A 21,027-nucleotide genomic window follows, 5' to 3' on the forward strand; every position below is an offset into this window, starting at 1 on the left:
GGGGGGGGGGGACATTCCGCGCCTACGGGAACATCCCCTTCCCACCGGAGACACTCGCCTCCCACCGGGGACACTCCCTTTCCACCGGGGACATCCCGCGCCTACGGAGACAGGAATCCTGTCCCCGACGGCGCAGGATGCCCCCGGCCGGGGTGGCAGGCGCCCGCACGCGCAGGATGTCCCCGGCGTCGTCGAATGCCTCCGGCGGCGTGGGACGCCCCTGTGGGCTGTGCCGCCCCAGATCGAGGACGTACTTTTCGGTCGGGGACTGCGTTCTCCCACGGGAAGTGACGACCGGGCCCCAGTCGTTTGGGGGAGAGGTACGTCCTGGGCGGAGAACGCAGTCCCCGATGGGCCGGGTCGGCCGTGCGGCGCCGTCGTCGAGACTGGTCAGAGCCGGCCACGAGCGTGTTGGTCCGCCTTGCCGATATGGGGGTGCGCCGCCCGGCGGGCCGGGCCTGCCGCGAGGCGCCGTCGTCGGGACCGATCAGGGCAGGTCAGGGACGGCCGGCACAACCTCATGGCGGTCTCCACCACCGGCGGCGGAGCCTGCATCGACTGCCAGGACAGGCCGGCACGACTTCCCGGGGGCGTCTCCACCGCAGGGACGGGTGCTCGCTGCCCACGATGGGCTCGCCTGCCGGTCCCGGGGCACTCCGGCATAGGCTTCGCGCCATGGCTGCAAGACGACGCATCGACCCCACCGCCGGCGCTCAGGCCCTGCGCCAGTGGGCCCAGGAGCAGGACACGTCCGGCGATGGAGCGGCCAACGCCCCTGAAGGACCTGCCGGCGCTGAAAGAGCCGCCGGTGGCGCTGCCTCCGCCAGTCCCACCGACCGGGCCGCCCGACGTCGGGTGACCGCCACCGCCGTGCGCTACACCCTCGAAGAGCTCGCTGCCTGCGCGCCCGGGCGCTCGGTCGAGGTGCGAGTCCCGCCCTTCGGCGTCACCCAGGCCGTCGCCGGCACCGTCCACCGGCGAGGCACCCCGCCCAGCGTCGTCGAGACCGACGCCCCCACCTGGCTGGCCCTGGCCACCGGCCGACTCACCTGGCAGGACGCCCTGGCCGGCGGCACCCTGCACGCCTCCGGCGAGCGCTGCGACCTGTCCGTCTACCTGCCGCTGGTCAAGCTCTGAAAGCCTGTTGGACCGACCGGCGTTGGCATGGTCGCCGCTGTGTCGCCGCCGTGCCACCGCTCCGATCCTGACTGTTGCTCTGCGAACCGGGGCTGCTCCGCGGGCTCGTTGTGGTCGTCACCCCCATGTCCTGAGGACGAAAGTGTCACGGATGGCGACTTTTCAACGCGCGCTGTCGGGGCAGGCGTCAGGGCGCAAGGTCCTGACCAGCGTCAACACGTTCCGACTGGTCGTCTGCGGAGCGCACTCGGTCCTAAAAGTCGCCACCCGTGACAGATCGGGCCGATTCCGCCCCATCCGCCCGTTGGGCACTGCGCTGAGGGCCGGCGCCGGTAGGTTCGTCCCATGAGTCGCACGCGCCTGAGCACCTACACCGCCCCGCCCGCCGAGGTCGCCCGGACCTTGGACGCGTTGCGCGCGCACTACGAGGTCCCCACCGCCTTCCCACCCGAGGCCCTCGCCGAGGCGGAGGCCGCCGCCGGCGCCTGGGCCCAGGACGGCCCCGTGCGTCTCCTGGCCGACGGCGCCCGCGATGCCCGCGACCTGGAACTGGTCACCATCGACCCGCCGGGCTCCATGGACCTCGACCAGGCGGTGCTCCTGGAGCGCCTGCCCGCGCGGCCCCACCAGGCCGGCACGGCCGCGGGGAACGTCGGGGGCACCCCTGAGTCGGCGGCCGCTTACCGAGTTCGCTACGCCATTGCCTCCCTGGCCACCTTCGTCGCCCCCGGTGGCGCCCTGGATGCCGAGCTGCGCCGCCGCGGCGAGACCATCTACGCCCCCGACGCCGCCACACCCCTGCACCCCGAGGTCCTCTCCCACGGCGCCGCCTCCCTTCTTCAGGACGCCGAGCGCCCGGCCTGCCTGTGGACCATCGACCTCGACGAGCGCGGCGAGGTCGTCTCCACCCGGGTCGAGAGGGCCCTCGTGCGCTCGCGGGCGCGCCTCAGCTACGCCCAGGTCCAGGCCGCCATCGACGGGGAGGGAGCCCTGCCCCGTCAGGCGCCGGCCGACCTGCCCGAGCTCCTGGCCGAGATCGGCCGCCTGCGCCTGGAGCGCGAGGCCGCCCGCGGCGGCATCAGCATGACCACGCCCGAGCAGGTCGTCGAGGTGACTGAGGCGACTGCGGTCACCGAGACGGAGGAGACGGCGGAGCCGGCCGTCCCCGACGGACCGTCGAGCCCGGCCGGCTACCGGCTCGCCTACCGCGTGCCCGCGCCCGCCGAGCAGTACAACGCCCAGATCTCCCTGCTTACCGGCATGTGCGCCGCCCGGATCATGGTCGAGTGTGGCGTCGGCATCCTGCGTACCCTGCCTCCGGCGCGCCCCGAGGACTACGCCCGCCTGCGGCGCGTCGCCGCGGCCCTGGGCATCGACTGGCCGGCCGCCCAGCCCTACCCCGAGCTCGTGCGCAGCCTGGACCACGCCATCCCCGCCCACGCGGCCTTCCTGGAGCAGGCCATGTCCCTCTTCCGCGGATCGGGTTACCTCGCCTTCGGGGTGGGCGGGGTCGGGGTCCCCGCCGACGACGAGGCCGCCGACTCCGAGGAGGCCGTCCACTCCGCGATCGCCGCCCGCTACGCCCACGTCACCGCGCCGCTGCGCCGACTCGTGGACCGCTACGGCGAGGAGGTCTGCATCGCTGCCTGCGCCCAGGGGCCTGTGCCCGAGTGGGTCCTCCAGGCGCTGCCGGATCTTCCTGGCGTCATGGAGCAGACCGGCAGGCGCGCCAGAGCCATCGGCCGTGGGGCACTGACCGCCCTGGAGGCCCTGGTCCTGCGCGGGCACGAGGGTGAGGTCTTCGACGGCGTCATCACCTCCGAGCGCGACGGCCGCGGCGAGCTCGTCCTGGCCGAGCCCGCCGTCGTCACCGAGATCCGCGCCGGCAAGAAGGCCTTGGACGGCGGCCTCCCGGTGGGTGAGCGCGTGCAGGTCCGCCTCCTGTCCGCCGACCCAGCCTCCGGCATCCGCTTCCAGCTCCTGCGCCAGGAGCGCCCCTGAGACGGGCCGGCTCCGGCGACCGCAATGGGCAGACGGCGCCCGGGCGTGACAGACTGTGCGTGTGCGCACCGGTGAGAACCCCTCGCAGATCACCTTCGACCATCCCGACGGCGCCCGCTCCACACCGCGGGCCGACTCCTCCGATCCCCTGGGGCGGCCCAGCCGACAGAGCCCGCCCGATCCGGCGACCCCCGGGGCTCCCGGGGCTCCCGCAGGGCCCGTCGTCGCCCCCGGCCTGAGCGCCCTGCCCGACGACCACACCGACGAGCTCGAGCCCTCGCCGCGCGAGGAGTGCGGCGTCTTCGGCGTGTGGGCCCCCGGTGAGGACGTCTCCCGCCTGACCTACTTCGGCCTGTACGCCCTCCAGCACCGCGGCCAGGAGTCGGCCGGCATCGCCACCTCCAACGGCTCCCAGATCCTCGTCTACAAGGACCTCGGCCTGGTCTCCCAGGTCTTCGACGACCAGGCCCTGTCCAACCTCACCGGCCACATCGCCGTCGGCCACGTCCGCTACGCCACCCAAGGCGCCACCACCTGGGAGAACGCCCAGCCGATGCTCGGCCCGGCGGCCGGCTCCACCCTCGCCCTGGCCCACAACGGCAACCTCACCAACACCCGCGAGCTCATGGACGCCGTGCGCGCCACCTCCGGGGAGGACCTCAGCGGCGAGCTCGGCCGCGGTTCCTCCACCGACACCGCCGTCCTGGCCGCCCTGCTCAACCTCGTCTCCGAGCACGGCGCCCTGGAGGGCTGGGACTCGGCCGCTGACGTCCTCACCTCCGGCATCACCGACGACGCCGAGCTCGACGCCGCCTACTTAGCGCCGGCCCCCTTGAGCGTCCAACAGGCCGCCCACCGGGTCCTGCCCATGCTGCGCGGTGCCTTCTCCTTGGTCTTCATGGACGAGCGCACCCTCTATGCCGCCCGCGACCCCCACGGAGTGCGCCCCCTGGTGCTGGGGCGCCTGGGCAACGGGTGGGCCGTAGCCTCCGAGACCGCCGCCCTGGACATCATCGGCGCCGCCTTCGTGCGCGAGATCGAGCCCGGCGAGCTCATCGAGATCGACGAGGACGGCGTGCGCTCCACCCGCTTCGCCACCGCCCGGCGGGCCGGCTGCGTCTTCGAGTACGTCTACCTGGCCCGCCCCGACACCCGCATCGCCGGACGCAGCGTCATCACCTCGCGCAACGAGATGGGCGCCGCCCTGGCCCGCGAGCACCCGGTGGAGGCCGACCTCGTCATTGCCACGCCCGAGTCGGGCACCCCGGCCGCCATCGGCTACGCCCAGGCCTCCGGCATCCCCTACGGGCAGGGCCTGGTGAAGAACGCCTACGTGGGGCGCACCTTCATCCAGCCCACCCAGACCCTGCGCCAGCTCGGCATCCGACTCAAGCTCAACCCCCTGCGCGAGGTCATCGAGGGCAAGCGCCTCGTCGTCGTCGACGACTCCATTGTGCGCGGCAACACCCAACGGGCCCTGGTGCGGATGCTGCGCGAGGCCGGCGCCGCTGAGGTCCACGTGCGCATCTCCTCCCCACCGGTGATGTGGCCCTGCTTCTACGGCATCGACTTCGCCACCCGCGCCGAGCTCATCGCCACCGGCATGAGCGTGGAGGAGATTTGTCAGTCCATCGGAGCCGACTCCCTGGGCTTCCTGTCCGTCGAGGGCATGGTGGCCGCCAGCGGCCAGAAGGCCGACGAGCTGTGCATGGCCTGCTTCACCGGCGACTACCCGATCCCGCCGCCGGTGCGCAGCCTGACGGCCGCCGCCATCCCGGTGCGCCGCGTCCCGACCGCCTACCGCGGCCGGCGCCGCGAGGAGGCCGACCACGCCGACCGCACCGTGCCGCCGGGCAGCATCACCCGCCCGGACCTGGCCTCCGGCAGCCCCCTGGGATCGACGACCTAGCCCGGGCCCCGGCGCCCGCCGCGCCCCGGCCACCCGCTGCGCCTTCACCCCTTTCCGCCCACCACCGCACCTTCGACCCGAGTCCACAAGGAGCCCCCACATGACCCAGCAGCCCGAGCAGCCTGAGCAGCCCGCCCCCGCCATCACCTACGCCGACGCCGGCGTGGACACCGCCGCCGGGGACCGGGCCGTCGCGCTCATGAAGGACGCCGTGGCCTCCACCATGACCCCAGCCGTCGTCGGCGGCGTCGGGGGCTTCGCCGGGCTCGTGGACGTCTCCGCCCTGCGCGACTACCGCCGCCCCCTGCTGGCCACCTCCACCGACGGCGTGGGCACCAAGGTCGCCATCGCCCAGGCCCTCGACATCCACGACACCATCGGCCAGGACCTGGTGGGCATGGTCGTCGACGACATCGTCGTGGTCGGGGCCCGCCCCCTGCTCATGACCGACTACATCGCCTGCGGGCACGTCGTCCCCGAGCGGATCGCCGACATCGTGCGCGGCATCGCCCAGGCCTGCGCCGCCATCGGCACCCCGCTGCTGGGCGGGGAGACCGCCGAGCACCCCGGCCTCATGGCCCCCGACGAGTACGACGTCGCCGGGGCCGCCACCGGCGTCGTCGAGGCCGACCGGATGCTCGGCGCCGAGAAGGTGCGCGCCGGCGACGTCCTGGTCGCCCTGGGCTCCTCCGGGCTGCACTCCAACGGCTACTCCCTGGTGCGCCGCGTCATCGAGCACGCCGGCTGGGGCCTGGAGCGTGAGGTCCCCGAGTTCGGCCGCACCCTGGGCCAGGAGCTGCTCGAGCCCACGCGCCTGTACACCCGCGTGTGCCTGGCCATGCTGGAGACCCTGTCCTCGCCGGCCGCCCCAGCACCGGTCCACGCCCTGTCCCACATCACCGGTGGGGGGCTGGCCGCCAACGTCGCCCGGGTCCTGCCGGCCGGGCTCATCGCCGACGTCGACCGCTCCTCCTGGACGGTGCCGCCGGTCTTCACCACCGTGCGCGAGCTCGGCTCGGTGCCGTGGGAGGACCTCGAGGGCACCCTCAACATGGGGGTGGGGATGGTCGCCGTTGTTGACCCGGGCGTGGTCGATGCCGTCCTGCGGGTCGCCGAGGGCTCCAACATCCCCGCCTGGGTGCTGGGAGAGGTGCATGAGGCCGGCAAGTACGAGGCCCGGGGGCGGGTGGTCGCCGGCACGAAGGGCGTCGACGGGGGCGCGGTCGACATTCACGGCACCTACACCGCCTGAGCCATCGCGAGGTGTCACGGACGGCGACTATTCAATCCCCACCGGGCCGGTTCTGGAGCAACGAGTCAGGACAGCACCGCCCTGACCTGGGTCGATGCGACACAGGTGATTCGGTTCGGGAGTGAAAAGTCGCCGAGAGTGACACGGATGGCTGCCCGACGGCCTCGACGCGCGCGTTCTTAGGCGCGCGGAAGGGCCGGCAGGTGCGTTCCTCCGGCCCTCGACTGGGATGGGCTACTTGCCGTCCTCGTCCCAGTCATCGTCGTCGACGGCATACTTGGCGGCCAGCTCCTCGTAGTCGATCTCGTCGTCAGACTCGGATCCCGAGGACGCTGAGACGAGCTCCCGTTCCAGAGCCTTGTAATCGGTCTCCGGGCTGAAGTACTTGAGCTTACGGGCAACCTTGGTTGCCTTGGCCTTCTGACGGCCGCGCCCCATAGGCTCGACCCCCTCCAACGTGTCACGGCGCGCACGTGGGCGCGCTCTTCCTGGTCAAATATGTCGTGGGGCAACCGTACAACGTCAATGGTCACGAACACCATTCGGACACCGGAGGAGAGTCGTGGTGACGCACACCCCACATGCTGGGCAGTAGGTCCGAGAGCCGCATAGCGATTGTCCAGGGAGCCTTCGAGAGGCCCTCAGTGAGCCTGCGGATGCTGCCCAATATCGGCCCGACGTTCCTCCAGACAGGTGGGGATTCTCGGGGGCGGGGCTGCTGGCTCGGGCACTCCTAGGAAGGGGCGGGGGCTGCCTGGCGAGTGGGTCCGGCACTTCGCCGGGGGCGTACGCGGTGGGCCTGACGGACGCACGGGTGCGCTTTGTTCGTCGGCACTGGTCTCGTCCGTTCCGGCCGCGAGGAGGTGCCATGGGAGGGGGCGGATTTTGTCCAAATGGGACGACTTTGAAGCCGCTGCGAGCGGGCTGGATGAAGTCGAATCACCCTGACCTGCGCATATACGAACGGATCTTGCAGGCTGTGGCGTCATAGTCGTCCCATTTGGACACTTTGACGCTGATGAGGCTCCCGGGGGCATTTGTTGCGGCCACCTGCCACGCGTGGACGCAGCTGAGGGGGCAAGAGCAGCTCCCCGGGGTGCAGTTCTCGAGACTGATGGTGTGTCCGTGGCGGGTAGGGGGTGGCGCCCGCGAGAGGACCGTGCGCTGACGTGCCGGAGGGTTCCCTAGAGGCAGTGGCCTACGGCACGAGGGCGGTGATGAGGGGGCTGGCCTCGCCGCTCCAGGAGATGGCGAGCTGGTCTCGGGCGCGGGTCGCGGCCACGTACAGCAGCGAACGCTCCCGTAGGAGGGCGTCGTCGTGGTCTGCGTCGGAGTACTGCTGGTCCCGCAGCGACCGAGGGATCGCGTTCCTCGAGACGTCGAAGAGCAGAACCTTGCGGAACTCCAGGCCCTTGGCGCGGTGCATCGTCATGACCACTGGCCTGCCTCGACCGGCCGCCTCCCGGTCCACGGCACGCACCTCTATCCCGTGCTGCGCCAGACCATTGACGACGGCGTCGCGCTGGTAGCGGTCACGCACGAGGATGGCGATGCTCTCCGGGGCGCTGTCCTCACTGTCTCGGTCCTGCTCCAGCCACACCGTCAGCAGCTCAGCGGCCTTGCTCAGCTCGTCGGCGCGGTCGGAGGCGTGCAGCAGCAGTGGCTCGGGTCCGGAGCGCGGTGAGACGTAGTGGTGCTCCTCGGCCTGCCCCTCCATGTCCTCATAGGTGCCGGAATCGAGGATCCCGAAGGCGACATCGAGGTTCTGACGGGTGGTGCGGTAGTTGCGCGTCAGCCGCCGCGACCTCCCGCGCACCTGGATCCCGTAGTGGCTCAGCGTGATCTTCTTGCCGTAGATCCGCTGGTGGGAGTCCTCAGCCAGGAACAGGTCATCCGGGCCAGGTTCCACCAGCGCCCGCAGCAGCTGCAGGTGAGCGGGCGTGAGGTCCTGCGCCTCATCGACGAGCACGTGCCGGAAAGGCCGGGGTGTGCCGAAGGCTGCCTCATGGTCGAGCCAGGCGGCGGCCAGCACGAGCTGTTCGTCAAAGGAGGTCACGCCCAGGTCGGCGCTGCGGTCCCGGTAGCGCTCCATCGCCTTCCACACGGCGGCCCGCTTGGACCGGTCCAGGGCCACGCCCCGACCGGGGCGGCGCACGCGCAGGTACTGCTTGAGAGTCGTCACGCGCTGGGGCAGCACGATCAGCTCGTACTCGGACTCCAGGAAGTCGGCGGAGCGCAGCTTCTCGGGCAGCTCATCGCCCATGAGGGTGAGGACCTCCTGCCACACATTCTCCCTGGGGTAGGTGAGTACTCGCCCGCGCGGCTGGCCGATGACCTCCTGGGCGATGGGGGAGATCTTGGCCCCGGCGTGCTGGAGGATCATGCGCGCCACCCGGTCCAGGCCGCTGACCATGACTCCGGGCTCGCTCAGCTTCTCGGTGAAGGGCAGCCGTGGTTCGAGCTGGGCGACCTGGCGGCGCAGGTCGTCGGCGAGGTTGCGCGTGTAGGTCGTCAGCAGGATCCGCGGCTCCTGCCCGTCAGCCTTGTCCCGCTTGGCCAGCTCGACGGCGCGGTGCACGGCAATGACGGTCTTCCCGGTTCCGGCGCCGCCCGAGACACGCATGGGGCCGTTCGCGCGCCGCTCCACGAGGGCCCGCTGCTGGGGGTGCAGGAAGAGCTGCCACTTGGCGAAGCTGAGTCCCTCGATGGCGCGGCGCAGGTCCTCGTCACTTTCCAACCAGGTGAAGGTCGAGCGTGCCGCGCGAGTGCGCAGACCGGCGATGAGGTCGGCGTCGGTGGGCTCTGCGGCGACGTCACGCGAGGGCCGCAGCCCGAAGTCCTCACGGATCTCCTCGATCGTCGCCCCCGTGGCCAGGCTGAGCAGCGCCTCGCCCTGCCAGGACACTCGGGCGGTGGAGGCCAGGTCGAGGAGCTGGGACTCGCGCTGCGCCGCCAGTGCCGCCGCGCCGAGTCGGACGTCAATGCCGAGCTCGTCGTGCAGCATCTCCACGGTGAGTCCGTCGGGCCACACCGGTGCCTGGTCCCGGCTGGGAACGACGACGGCGCCCGGCACAGCAGCGGCCCCGAGCGCCACTCCGGCAGCCGTTCCTCCTTCGCCCCGCTGGCCCCCCGTCCCAACCGGCTCGGTGCCAGCTGCCTGGGTGGACGCGGAACCGACGTCGACCCCTCTGGCGGCTTCCTCGTTGCGACGACGCGCCTCAGCGTTGGCGGCCTGGAGGCGGGCCGTCTCGCGGGCGAGCTCATCGGCCTCGCGCTGGGCGGCGGCGAGCTCGGCCTGGGCTGTGCGCCGCGCCTCCTCAACGGCACGGGGATCCAGGCCGATGAGGTCCCCGACGTTGACGACCTCGGTGATGCCGTTGCGGGGGTTGACGTGGACGGTGACGGATTCGGCGATCTTGATGGCCTCGTCATGCGGCCAGATTCCGTGAATGACGTAGACGACCTCACCGTCGGCGGCGAGCTCGAACAGGACGGCCCGGTAGAAGTCGGTGACGCGCGCGGTGCGCACACGCCGGTCCCGCGATCCACGAATGGGCTCCAGGTGCAGCCCCGAGCTCGTGGTCATGGTGGACAGCTTGCTGATGAACGGCCCGATCTTCGCCCTGAGGGAGGGGTCCTTGGCGGTGGCGTCCTTCGTCTTGCTGCTGGGCAACAGGATCGTGGCCATGTCAGTGTCCTTCCAGGAGCTCGGGGATGAGCGCGCAGATATCGGTGGCGGTGCGGGCCGGATCGTCGCCGGTGACGATGACGCGCCAGCCGGCCGCCGTCAGGGCCTCCTCGTCGCCGTCCTGCGGCTCGGCGAGGACAGCAACCTTGGGCGCGGCCCAGGACAAGTCCGTCATGATGCCGCCGACCTCGACACCGTCGCCCTCGTGGGGGAGGCCGGCCGCGGCCAGGTGGGGCAGAAGGGTGAGGATCGGCTCGGGGGTGAGGTCCTGGTCGACGTCGTCCCAACCGAGATCGCTCATGGCGGCCGGGCTGCCGGCGACGTCGGCCACAGCGACCTCAGCCTGGGCGCGGGCGCGCAGCTCGGCCAGGGCCCGGCTGGTCGTGGTGATGTCCACGGGCACATGAGCCAGGGCGAGCACGTTGCTGAGCCGCAGCCAGGCCAGCCAGGCCTCCGGATGCTCGGGAGTCCCCAGGGCCTCATCGGAGTCGTCGAGCACGAGGGCCATCCCCGTGGTGGAGGAGCCGGTGAGCTGGACCGCCAGGGCAAGGTGGGGGATAGTAAAGACCGAACCGGAGCGCTTCGACGTCGCAAGAGCGCCTGCGACATCAGCAGCACCAGCCGGCTCGGGCAGCTCGGCCTCAGGCCGCAGCACCCGCAGCGCTTCCCACAGCGGATCCACCATGGTTCGTCTGGTGTCCTCTTCGGAATCACTCTCTGGGACCAGGGAGCACTGCAGGGAGGCGGTCCTGCTTAAGGGTAAGTGGTGGTAGGCCCCGACGATGAGCGGCCCCCAGGCGGAGTCGGCCAGGGCCGCCAGGGCGGCGGTGGTCGGACTGGTCTCGGGGTCCTCGTTGTCATCGTTGAGCATCGTCTCCAGCAGCGCCATTGGCCCGCCGCGCCAGGCGTCAATGGCCTGGTCGGTGACGCCGCCGGCGCGCGAGGCCCCCAGGGAGCCGTTCTTGAGCTGGGCGACGGTGGCCTCATTCAGCCAGGCCGGGTTCCACGGCCCGTCCAAGTCCTCGACGCTTACGGAGATGACCCGGTAGCCGGCGGCGCGCAGGCGTGCACGTTTGTCGGCGTCGTCGGTGAGGCGGTTGTTCCTGCGACTGGCGTGGAAATTGTGGCCGTCGGTGAAGATGGCGATGGGAGTGCGGCCGCCGGGGCGCAGGCAGGTGAAGTCGGGGCGGGTACCGCGGGCGTCGAGCTGGGGACGGATCCGCCAGCGGCCCCCGTCGATCTCCAACGCGGGCGCGCCCGAGGGGTCGCTGGTGGTGCGCACGGCCATCTTCTTGCTCAGGAGGTCGGCGAGTGCGGCGCGGAAGCGCACCTCCAGGGGGCTCTCCCCGGTGCCGGCGCGTACGGCCTCGTCGGTGACTGTCCACTGGGGGAGGTCCGGGTCGAGCTCGGCGAACATGCCCTCGGTGTCCTGGGCGCCGGTGGCCTCCCGTCCCAGGAGCTGGCCGATGGCGTGCAAAGCCGCGGCGCGGGTCACCTCAGCGGAGACGGCGTGGGGCCGCAGGCAGTCCGGGCACATGTCCTTGCCCTCGGCGCGGCACGGGCAGCTCTCCAGGTGCTGGCCGGTACGGATGAGGAGGTTCCAGAGCCGGCTGGAGTCGTCATGGTCGGTGAGGTAACCGGTGCCCCCGGGCACGGTGTCGTGCAGCAGGAGGGCGGGACGGGTCTCGCCGGGGGCGCCGCCGGCCACGGGGTGGGGGACGGAGGCGATGTTCAGGTGGTCGGGGGAGCCGCCAGTGGTGATCTCCAGCCCCAGGAGGATCGCGGAGGCCAGCGAGTCCACCCCCACCCGGTCGGTGGCGAAACCCAGCGGCAGGACAAAGGCGAGTGCCTCAGTGCTCAGCTCGCGCATGAGATCGACGGCGATCACGTGCTCGGCGGAGTCGCTGCGGTAGCGGCACCAGGGCCGGTGCTCGCGGGCGGAGGAGGCCCGCGTGTCCGTGTCGAGCTTGCCACAGGCCTCGCACATGCGGAAGTCCCGCGAGGAGAGGGCGTTGCCGGAGACCCGGTCGACGCTCTGGCCGGCCAGGGGCCGCCCGGTGTTGAGCCAGCGCAGGTTCATGCCACGGTAGCGGGTCACCCCGAACCCGGAGGCCTCCACGTTCCACTGGCGCACCGCGCGGGTGGGGTCGAAGTCAGCCAGGGGCAGGACCTCGAAGTGGGTGCGGAGCCGCTCGTCGCTGGAGTCCCCGATGCGGGCGTCGTCCTTGGAGACGTCGGCGAAGACCCGGCTCAGGCGCAGGACCCGCCGGGCGCGTCCAACCTCGGCAATGTCGGTGTCACGGCACCTGGGGCACTCCGTGGGCGCGGCGGGCCGGGTCTCCTGCGGCTCACGCACGTCGATGTAGCCGCAGGCCTTGCAGCAGAACCACCACTGGGCCTGGTTGCTCAGGTCGGAGGCGTCAATACCCTCGATCTCCATCTCCAGGCCGCGGGTGTAGAAGGTGGCGCCGGGGGCGAACTCGTGCAAGGCGTGGACGGAGGCTCTCTCGACGTCGCAGGGCTCGGAGTGGAACTCCTCCTTGTCCGGGTCGCGCCAGGAGACGCGGGCGGACAGGCGCACGGAGTCGTCGATGAGGGTGTAGTTGGGCAGGATGCCGTGGCGCTCCAGGGCCGAGACCCAGTGCTCACGGTCCAGGTCGAAGATCCGGGACTCGGCCGCCTTCCGGGCTCCTTCGGCGGAGCGATGGGCTCGTAGATCCTCCTCGGTGGCGTTGGGGCGCTCGGCGGCGACCTTGAGCTCGGGCAGGGCCTCACGGATCTGGCGCTCCTGACGGTGGAGCTGCTCGGACTCGGCGCGGTGCTCGGCCGCGGCCCGCTGAAGCATCTCGCGAGGCCCGGCACCGGCGTCCTGGGTCACCCAGGTGCTCAGGCGGTCGAGCGCCGGCGTGCGCTCCTGGAAGGCGTCGGTGAAGGCCTGCACCAGCAGGGCGCCGTCGCGCTCGATCCGCTCGCACAGTGTGGTGACGAGCGAGCCCTCGCCGGTGGCCCCCAGGGCGGTCTTCGCGGTGCCGCCGCCGTGGCCGCCGGAGGGGATGGCCGGGTGGTTCTCGCGGGCGAGGGTGTCGATGACGGAGGCCAGGAACTGGCGGCGCAGGATCTCCTCGGCCCCCAGGTAGGTCGACGGCGGCGCGACGGAGCCGTTGAGCAACCGATCCGGGGCCTCGAGGATCGGGAGCTGGCTGCGCCTGCCGGGAACGTAGGCCAGGGCGAGCGCCGAGCCGCTGCGGCGGCCCGCGCGGCCCACCCGCTGCACGTAGGAGGCGACGGTGGCCGGCAGGGAACCGAGCATGACGGTGGACAGGTCCCCGATGTCGATACCCATCTCCAGGGTGGGGGTGGCCACGAGGACGTTGGGGTCACCGGGCACCTGCGTGGGGCGCTTGAACCCGGTCTCGACGTCGGCGCGCTCCTTGGCGTCGAGCAGGGAGGTGTGCTCATGGGAGTCGACCCGGCGCACGTGGGCCCCGGCGTACATGCTGCGGTAGAAGCTCTCGGTCGGGTGAGGCTGGGCCCTCAGGTGGCCGGGACAGGTGGCGGCCAGGCAGGGGGCGCCGTTGAGCTGGTCGACGGTGGCGATGGCGGCGGGCAGCTGGGTGCGGCAGGTGTCGCACACCAGGAGCAGGGCCTCGCGCGTGGTCTCGCGCAGCGGGGAGACGACGACGCGGCCGGCCGGCAGCCCGTAGACGGTGCCGCCGGAGTCGGTGGTGGTGACGCTGAGGATCCCGGCCTCGGCCAGGTGGGCCAGGAGCGCGCAGGCCAGGCGGGAGGCGTGGGTGGGCACGACTCCCAGGCACTTACGGGCCCAGGTGGCGTACCAGGACTTCGAGGAGCTCACCGGCGTGAAGGCCGACTTGCGGGTGTCGAGGCCGCCGCCGACCTGGGGGAAGGCCGGGGCGGCGCGCCCGGTGGGGAAGGCCGGCTGGCCCTGATCGCGGTCGCGCTTGTACCAGATCCACAGGCGCTTGCCGTCGTCGCGCTTGTAGTGCGAGAGCCACTCGTGGTCGATGGCGCCCTCGCGGCGCATGTGCTCCAGGGTGCCGCGCACCCAGGCGAGCAGGGCCGCGTCGCTGGTGTCCTTGAAGCCGTCGAGGACGCCCTGCTGGTCGGTGCCGAGGGCCTGACGGGCCAAAGCCACCAGGGCGTTGGCCCGCCCGGCGCTGACGTGGACGGTGACCGAGCCGGTGGCCTCCAGGGTGCGCCCGTAGGTGGACTGGAGCCCCACCTCCAGGGCGATGTCGAACAGGAGCCGACGGCGCACGTGCGGCTTGGCGCGGCTGCGCTTGGAGGCCGGGGCTTTCGGGTCCCAGTAGGGCTTGAAGCGCGGGTGCTCGGACAGGGCCGCGGGGACCAGCCGGTAGCGGTCGAAGGCGCTGGCCTGGGCGTCGTCGAGGGCGGCCTCGGCCCACTCCTCGATGGGCATCTCTGCTCGCAGCGCCCCGCGCAGGGCCGAGCGCAGGCTCATCGTGTGGGAGCGCTGGTTGACGTAGCCGGCGCGGTGGGCGGCGTCCTGCACGGAGTCGGTGAAGATGAGGGCGCGTTTCTCGGTGTTGTCGAGGGCGTCGTCGCCGAACAGGGTGGTCAGGGACACCGACAGGAGGGTGGCGACGGCCGAGCCGAGGAAGCGGATGGAGTCCTTGGTCCCGCAGGAGGGGCAGACGTCGTTGGTGGAGTCCTCGGTGATGCTGCGCTCGTCCCCGGTGAGCATGAGAACCGGCAGGACGAGGCCCTCCTTGGCCTCGGTGCTCTCCTGGTCCGGGCGGCGGGTGAGGATCTCGCGGCTGTTGATGGAGTACCAGCGCAGCCCGGGGTGGCGGGCCTCCAGGTTGATCTCGCCGGCCTCGGCGCGGGTGCGGTAGTCGGCGTCCTCCCCGGGGGCGTGCAGGAGAGCCCGGAAGCGGGGGTCGCCGGTCTTGCGGTCGCGGCGCACGTGGGTCTGGTCGTCCTTCTCCTTCTGGCCGGTGGGGGCCAGGACGATGCCCCAGCCGGAGCGCCCGCAGGAGCGGCAGTACAGGGCAGGGCGCGCGGGCTCCTCGACCTGCGTCTGCTCGGAGGCGGCATCGGCCCAGCGGAAGGAGGGCAGGGAACTCAGGGCCCGGTCGACGCGGGTGACCTCCCGGATCCACAGGGTGAGCTCCACGTTGACCGCGCTGCGGTCGGGTTTGCCGTCGAGTCCGGCGCGCACGACGGACAGGGCCGCCAGGATCGCGGAGAGGACCTGCCGAGCCAGACCCGACTCCGGGATAGGGCCCAGGAGGCCCCGGGCGAGATCGGCCAGCGACGTGGAGTTCTCGGCGGCGCGCACGAGGTCCAGGACGTCGGGGTGGGCCTGGAGGGCGGAGGCGAGGCCGGCGGCGTCGAGGGTGTCCTCCACTTCCTCGGGCAGGTCGTAGAGGTGAGCGACGACGCCGCGGAGCAGCTCCTCGGGGCTGGGGGAGCCGGTCTCGGCGAGGTGGGCCAGGGCCTGCAGGTTCTCACCGGGCAGGGAACGCAGGCGCAGGGCGCGGCCGGCCAGGCCCTTGGACTCGGCCACCTGCCGGTGCGTGGCGGCCCACTGGTCGAGGTCGGCTCGGGTCTCGGTGACGACGGCGCTGGTGGGCAGGTCGGTTCCAAAGACGTCGCGGGCGAAGGCGAGCATCTGGGAGGGGTCTGCCCCGTCGCCGAGGGTGGCGGAGGTGGCCACGGGGCACACGGGGCCGAGTGGGGCGGAGGCGAAGGCCTCCTGGCGGGGGTGGTCGGCGGGTAGGTGGGCGCGCAGGGTCAGGCCCAGGCGCCGCAGCAGCATGGCGACGTCGGTACCCTGGGCGCCGTCGTAGGTGTGGAACTCGTCGAGGACCAGGTAGGTGAGCGACCCGGCTGAGGCCCGCCACAGCTCGCGGTCCTCGGGGCGCAGGAGGAGCTGGTCGAGCATCTTGTAGTTGGTGAGCAGGATGTCCGGCGGGTTGTCGCGGATGACGTAGCGGTCGGTGATGAGGGAGTCGGCGGTGACGTGCTTGCGGGGGCTAGCGGAGGAGTCCCCGGTGTAGATGGCCGCGCGCACACCGGCCAGGGCGGGGTCACCAGTGATGAGGCTGGCGAGGCGGCTGGCCTGGTCGGAGGCCAGGGCGTTCATGGGGTAGAGGATGAGGGCCTTGATGCCGGTGACTCCCTGGGCGCGGGCGCGCAGGACGTGGTCGAGGACGGGGTGGAGGAAGGACTCGGTCTTACCTGAACCGGTGCCGGTGGTGACGATGGTCGGCTCGGGGCGGTGACCGCCCTTGGTGGTCAGACGCCGGTAGGAGTCCTCCTGATGCTGGTAGGGGGTCAGGCCCGGGTCCCAGTCGAGGGGGCGGTCGGTGGGGTGGGCCGGGTCGCTTGTGCCGGGGCGGGCGCTCGCGGCCAGGTAGGGCAGACGCAGGCGGACGAAGGGGCCGACGAAAACTCCCTGCTTCTCGTCCTCCAGGAAGTCGGTGAGCACGCGCCGTGGCTCGGCGTCGGTGAGGGCGAAGGTCGTCGAGAGGTAGTCGACGATGGACCGACGGATGCGTTCGGCCTGGAGGCTAGGGAGAAGGAGCGTCATAGCTGGAGCGTGGTGGTGATGGGTGGTGGGGTGGATGGCGGCGAATGGTGTTCGGGAGTGGTGTCTGCCGGGGCCGGCGCCACCTCGTGCGGATCGTCGTTGTTCCGGGAGCGATCCCGCTGGTCCGAGGCTACCGCAGGCTACGTGAGGGGTGAGACGCTTGTTAGTAACGGAATGTACATTCCCGCACTTTTCGTCCATAATGTCTGTTATGACTGAAATGACTGTTACCGCTGCGCGCAACAGGCTCGCCGACGTCATCGACGACGCCCGGGTGACCCATGCGCCTGTGTTCCTCACCCGCAGGGGCCGCCGCGTGGCCGCGGTGATCGACGCGGATGACCTGGAGCGGCTTACCCAGGCGGCGGAGGATCTGGCGGACATTGAGGCTGCCGACGCCGCCCGAGCTGAGATCGCCGAGCACGGCACCATCCCCTGGGACGAGGTCAAGGCTGACCTCGGGCTCGCATGACCTACCAGATCCAGTTCAGCCCGGCCTCCGCCCGTCAGCTGCGCAAGTTGGACGGCCGCACCCAACGCCGGATTCAAGCTGTCGTCGAGTTGCTTGCTCAGGAGCCCCGCCCAGCTGGCGCCAAGAAGCTCGTTGGAGGGCATGGTGAATGGCGTGTGCGCACCGGCAACTACCGCATCATTTACGAAATCGATGATGGAGTCTTGGTAGTTCTCGTCCTCGCCGTTGGTCACCGTCGTGAGGTCTATCGCCGAAGGTAGCTACGGGTGCCCCTCACTAGATCATCCGTCAGACTACTAGCGTCATTATCGTCGGACTCTTTCATCAGTCGTTTGCTCGAATTCCGCGCCAATAATAATGAAGATTTTGCGCTTCGTGCTATGGTGGACGCGAGAAGTTCTTGAGGAGAAAGTGAAGTATGAAGACCGTCGAAGAGATGCTTGACGAGATCGAAAACGCCAACAACGGGGATGGCCCGGATCCTGTGGCTACGGTCGGCGATCCCGCTCTCGCGAGAATTGCGGTCGCGCAGATGCGCCTCTGTGCCGCCGAGCGTGCGCTCGATGAGGCTGTGACGGACGCACGTGATGCCGGTCTGTCATATCAAGTGATCGGGGATGACTTGATAGGGGGTGAATAAGCGCCTCCAGGTCGCCTCCTCAAGTTCCGGCACGACGATGGCGTACAGGTCTGCTGTTTTGGCTGCGCGACCTGCGATCACGTCCAGCCGCCTGAGATGGCGTCGATCAAGCCCTGGGTGACTCGACCTGTCGAAGGAGCCGTCGACGATCAGAGTGTCCACCGCAGGCAGATCTGTGCCGCCTGACCTCGCAGAGATCCAGTACCATCGCACGTGCTCACGACGGCCCGCAGAGCTCGCAGGCGGTTCTCAGCGAGGCACCGAACCCACTACACAGGCAGTCCTTAGTGGGTCTCGTCTCGCTGTGGACAGGGGTGAGCTGGGCCGGCCATAATGGTGGGGAGCCACCCGGGTGCCAGCCGGGCGACTCCCCTAGCAAGGGGACGGTCTAGCCGATCCACTTGCTGAGGGCATCCACAAGGACACCGACGGCCCGGACAAGGCGAGCGATCGAGTTCAGTATGTCGCTCACCTTTCGGGCCGTTACCTTGTCCTTGTGGACGTGTGCGCGTCGGCCTTTCGGCTTGGATACGGCCTTCACCTCCTTCCTAAGCCCTCCCTCCCCGGCAGGGAGAGCGGATGATCTGAGGAAGGATTTGGAAGAAGAGGCTAAAACTATTGCGCCTGCCATTTTGAGACGTCGTCACCAACCTCGCGAAGTTCTTAAAATAGTTGTCGAGAGGCGGTCGGTGCTGGAGTGCCGAATACTTTCGACCTGAAGGCTGGGGAGAGGAAAATCGTCATCAATCCTCGGGAATGACTTTAGTTTGGCCAACAAGTTTTCCGGTCAAGCGGTTACGGAGGTCTGAAGGTAGAAGTTCAAATCCTCGAAGTATCTGGGCGACAAGAGTTTGTAGATCGCCTGTGCTCATGCCGCTAATTCCAGTTAAAAGGCGTTTCCATGCGTTTTCTGTGTCGGCAGCGATAGTTCTAATTGTGTCCGGATGTACAAGATAAACATCGTTGTGCGCGATGATGATGGCGTCACTATGTACACCGGGCTTTGGGGAAATTATGACGACTGCGCTGTCTGGCGGAATAGTTGAACAGTTACGATCATCGGCCAGTAGTTGTAGTTGTCCATTAGATTGACGAACATCTTTGATGGACAGTGTGCCGGCAGTATTGTGTTCACTTTTGGCTTCAAGTGCAAGCCATAGTTCGTTATCCCAACACCATGTGGAGTCGCAGCGGCCATGCCGTGTCGGTTTCGATGCATCGGCCCCAAGCATATGACCGAGTGCTGTCAATCCTGCTTCGAATCTACCGGAATCCCGTTGAGAAAGATCGTCCCTCATACGGATTAGCTTGTCTCGATGGCGATTTTCCTTGAGGTCTCCTCTGAGTATCGCCACGATACTATTAATGGCGACGTTGTCTGCTTGACTCATTGTTGGTGCCTCTGTCTCTGGAAACTGTGCCATTCGATTGATCCATAGACACCTTCCGGCCATAGATGAGGCCTCAGATAGTAAGTTTCGAGATACAGATTTCAGCAGAGAGTCCCCGCTCTCTTCTGCAGCCATATCGGTCCATGCTGCCTCCAGATATTTCCAGAATGCCTGATACTGTCGGGTTGCTTTACCTCCATTTCCAAGTATATTGCAGACGGAGTGAGCACTATCGGCAGCATCTCGCCATGAACTCACTGACGCTGAATTCCATGCGTCGATCTCTTTGTCCACACAAGCGGATAGATAGTGGGAACCTGGCGAGGGGGATTGAACTGCCTCGCGCCTGTAATCGGTAAGTATTGGTTCCGCGTCTGATCTCCAAGTGTCATCGGTATCCTGATTTAAGAATGCACAAGTGTTTTCTAGTATGTCCTCTCTGGTTCGGTCTTGAGAATTCTCCAACCCAAAGCGAATTTCTGCTTGGAGTTCAGGAGAAAGGGGTAACCGTGTTTCTGGACGCGTCAAGTAGTGAGATAGTTCTCCCTTGACTAGAACAACCGCTGTATCCTTTGGGCCTCGAGTACAGCGTCCACTACCTTGAACAATCCGAGTACGGATGCGAGTCTCAAGGGCAACCCCGCCTTGCACGTTCTTCTGAAGGAAACGCTCCTGAAGATTCAGCTGGTCGGGTGTGCCGTCAAACACAATCAGCCGGCAGGCGTCTCCGGGAAGGTCGAGACCGTCATAGCGAGCGGCCAAGGCGCATACTGCATGTTCTGCGTCGATGAATGTCTGCATGCTCGTGGATACATCGTCGATGCCAAAGGTGCGCCATCCGTCTTGTGCTAGTTCCCTAGCGTCTTTCATGGCTACTTCGTTGCTCTGAGAGAGGATAAGGGCCTTCCCTGCTTGGGTGACAATGGCTTTACTCAGCTCTGCAGCTTCTTTTTTAGAGTTAGGAACGAACTCCGGGAATACAAAAAAGCGTCGTCCCGATCGTGGTGCAGTATTATCATCTAACTGATGTAGTCGCTCGATGGTGTGTCGACCGAACGCGCGTTCAAGTTCACCGCCGTCACCAAGTGTGGCTGACAGATAGATGCGCTGTCTCGCTTGTGTAAATAAAGAATTTTGGTTTGTAGGCGGTATGTATGGGCGTATTAGTATTTCTGAGTATGAAACGTAAATTAGGCAGGACGCTATGCCCTGGTTAATCATTGAGTAGCGATATGAATATGGCTCTCTGAACGTAGACAGCGTTTTAGTGAGTTCCCTTACCATTCCTGCCTGTCGCAACGGCACTACTAGACGAACTTCGCTTGTAATCGCCGGATCTGACTGGTCGGCCTTTAAACGCTCAAGGAATACTTTGTCAACTGCTGGACTTATGACCTCGAGGATCCGCTGATATTCGCTGGTGTCGTTGTATCTGTTAAGACTAAGACTGTACGCCTCTCCAACATACTGTTCTCCTGCATGGGCATCATCGAATAGTATGACTGATGGGTCTGCTAGCTTTGGGTGTGAATTGAATATACTGCTGTAAGTGGTGATACCAACGCGTTGAGCGGACTCGTAATGCATCTTGGAAATTGGGCTCCAGTTTGCATGAGAGCCGGTCAATAATGTTGTGTCGATACCTTCACGATTTGCAGAGTTATGAACTTGTTCTGCTAACTGCCGTGTCGGGCATGCGTATAGAACGCGTTGGTTGTGGTGTCGACGATTCCATTCGGCGACGAGGAGGCCAATAAGCGTCTTTCCTGTACCTGTTGGCAGTTCGAGAGCAATGTCGGGATGGTTGGCTTTATCTGTGTATGCTTTGAGCATTTCCGCCTGATGTGCCCATAAACCTTGAACTGCTCCGGGACGTTGTGGCAGGTCGCGATATAGTTCCCCGGGAGTGGCGTACCGTGTTGTCTTTCGAGCTGATCTTTTAAATGCCATGATTATTCCT

The 21,027-nt window shown here is 68.1% G+C and carries 11 protein-coding genes; 7 read left to right on the forward strand and 4 right to left on the reverse strand.

From position 1 onward, the window contains the following. The first annotated feature begins 675 nt into the window (after positions 1 to 675). From BKH20_RS02320 to purM, 4 genes are all read left to right on the forward strand, one after another. On the forward strand, positions 676 to 1,137 hold the full coding sequence (locus BKH20_RS02320; RefSeq protein ID WP_075389785.1) for a sterol carrier family protein: 462 nt from the start codon (positions 676 to 678) through the stop codon (positions 1,135 to 1,137). 345 nt (positions 1,138 to 1,482) lie between these two features. Beyond that, on the forward strand, positions 1,483 to 3,138 hold the full coding sequence (locus BKH20_RS02325; protein WP_075389786.1) for an RNB domain-containing ribonuclease: 1,656 nt from the start codon (positions 1,483 to 1,485) through the stop codon (positions 3,136 to 3,138). Between the two features lie 235 nt (positions 3,139 to 3,373). Further along, positions 3,374 to 5,047: an amidophosphoribosyltransferase gene (purF, locus tag BKH20_RS02330; RefSeq protein WP_081381564.1), complete on the forward strand. Its 1,674-nt coding sequence runs from the start codon at positions 3,374 to 3,376 to the stop codon at positions 5,045 to 5,047. Positions 5,048 to 5,147: 100 nt separating this feature from the next. Next, positions 5,148 to 6,299, forward strand: a complete 1,152-nt coding sequence (purM, locus tag BKH20_RS02335) for a phosphoribosylformylglycinamidine cyclo-ligase (protein WP_075389788.1) — start codon at positions 5,148 to 5,150, stop codon at positions 6,297 to 6,299. Positions 6,300 to 6,533: 234 nt separating this feature from the next. On the opposite strand, the gene BKH20_RS02340 is transcribed toward purM, so the two are convergent. From BKH20_RS02340 to BKH20_RS02350, 3 genes are all read right to left on the reverse strand, one after another. After that, positions 6,534 to 6,737, reverse strand: coding sequence for a DUF3073 domain-containing protein (locus BKH20_RS02340; protein ID WP_070660853.1), 204 nt, complete (start codon positions 6,735 to 6,737; stop codon positions 6,534 to 6,536). Between the two features lie 760 nt (positions 6,738 to 7,497). Beyond that, entirely contained in the window at positions 7,498 to 9,987 is a 2,490-nt protein-coding gene (locus BKH20_RS02345; RefSeq protein WP_075389789.1) for a 3'-5' exonuclease, read from the reverse strand. A gap of 1 nt (position 9,988) precedes the next feature. Then, complete coding sequence (locus BKH20_RS02350; protein ID WP_075389790.1) at positions 9,989 to 16,564, reverse strand: DEAD/DEAH box helicase; 6,576 nt, start codon at positions 16,562 to 16,564, stop codon at positions 9,989 to 9,991. Between the two features lie 211 nt (positions 16,565 to 16,775). Between BKH20_RS02350 and BKH20_RS02355 the strand changes: the two genes are divergently transcribed. From BKH20_RS02355 to BKH20_RS02365, 3 genes are all read left to right on the forward strand, one after another. Beyond that, complete coding sequence (locus BKH20_RS02355) at positions 16,776 to 17,036, forward strand: type II toxin-antitoxin system Phd/YefM family antitoxin (RefSeq protein ID WP_256692990.1); 261 nt, start codon at positions 16,776 to 16,778, stop codon at positions 17,034 to 17,036. Further along, positions 17,033 to 17,296, forward strand: coding sequence for a type II toxin-antitoxin system RelE family toxin (locus BKH20_RS02360; protein WP_009406325.1), 264 nt, complete (start codon positions 17,033 to 17,035; stop codon positions 17,294 to 17,296). The genes BKH20_RS02355 and BKH20_RS02360 overlap by 4 nt, the downstream gene beginning before the upstream one ends. A gap of 158 nt (positions 17,297 to 17,454) precedes the next feature. Next, positions 17,455 to 17,676, forward strand: a complete 222-nt coding sequence (locus BKH20_RS02365) for a hypothetical protein (protein WP_075389792.1) — start codon at positions 17,455 to 17,457, stop codon at positions 17,674 to 17,676. Between the two features lie 743 nt (positions 17,677 to 18,419). On the opposite strand, the gene BKH20_RS02370 is transcribed toward BKH20_RS02365, so the two are convergent. Beyond that, a complete protein-coding gene (locus BKH20_RS02370) occupies positions 18,420 to 21,017 on the reverse strand; it encodes a DEAD/DEAH box helicase (RefSeq protein WP_075389803.1) in 2,598 nt (865 codons plus the stop codon). Positions 21,018 to 21,027 lie beyond the last annotated feature (10 nt).

It is taken from the genome of Actinomyces oris (genome assembly GCF_001937445.1).
GTDB lineage: Bacteria > Actinomycetota > Actinomycetes > Actinomycetales > Actinomycetaceae > Actinomyces > Actinomyces acetigenes.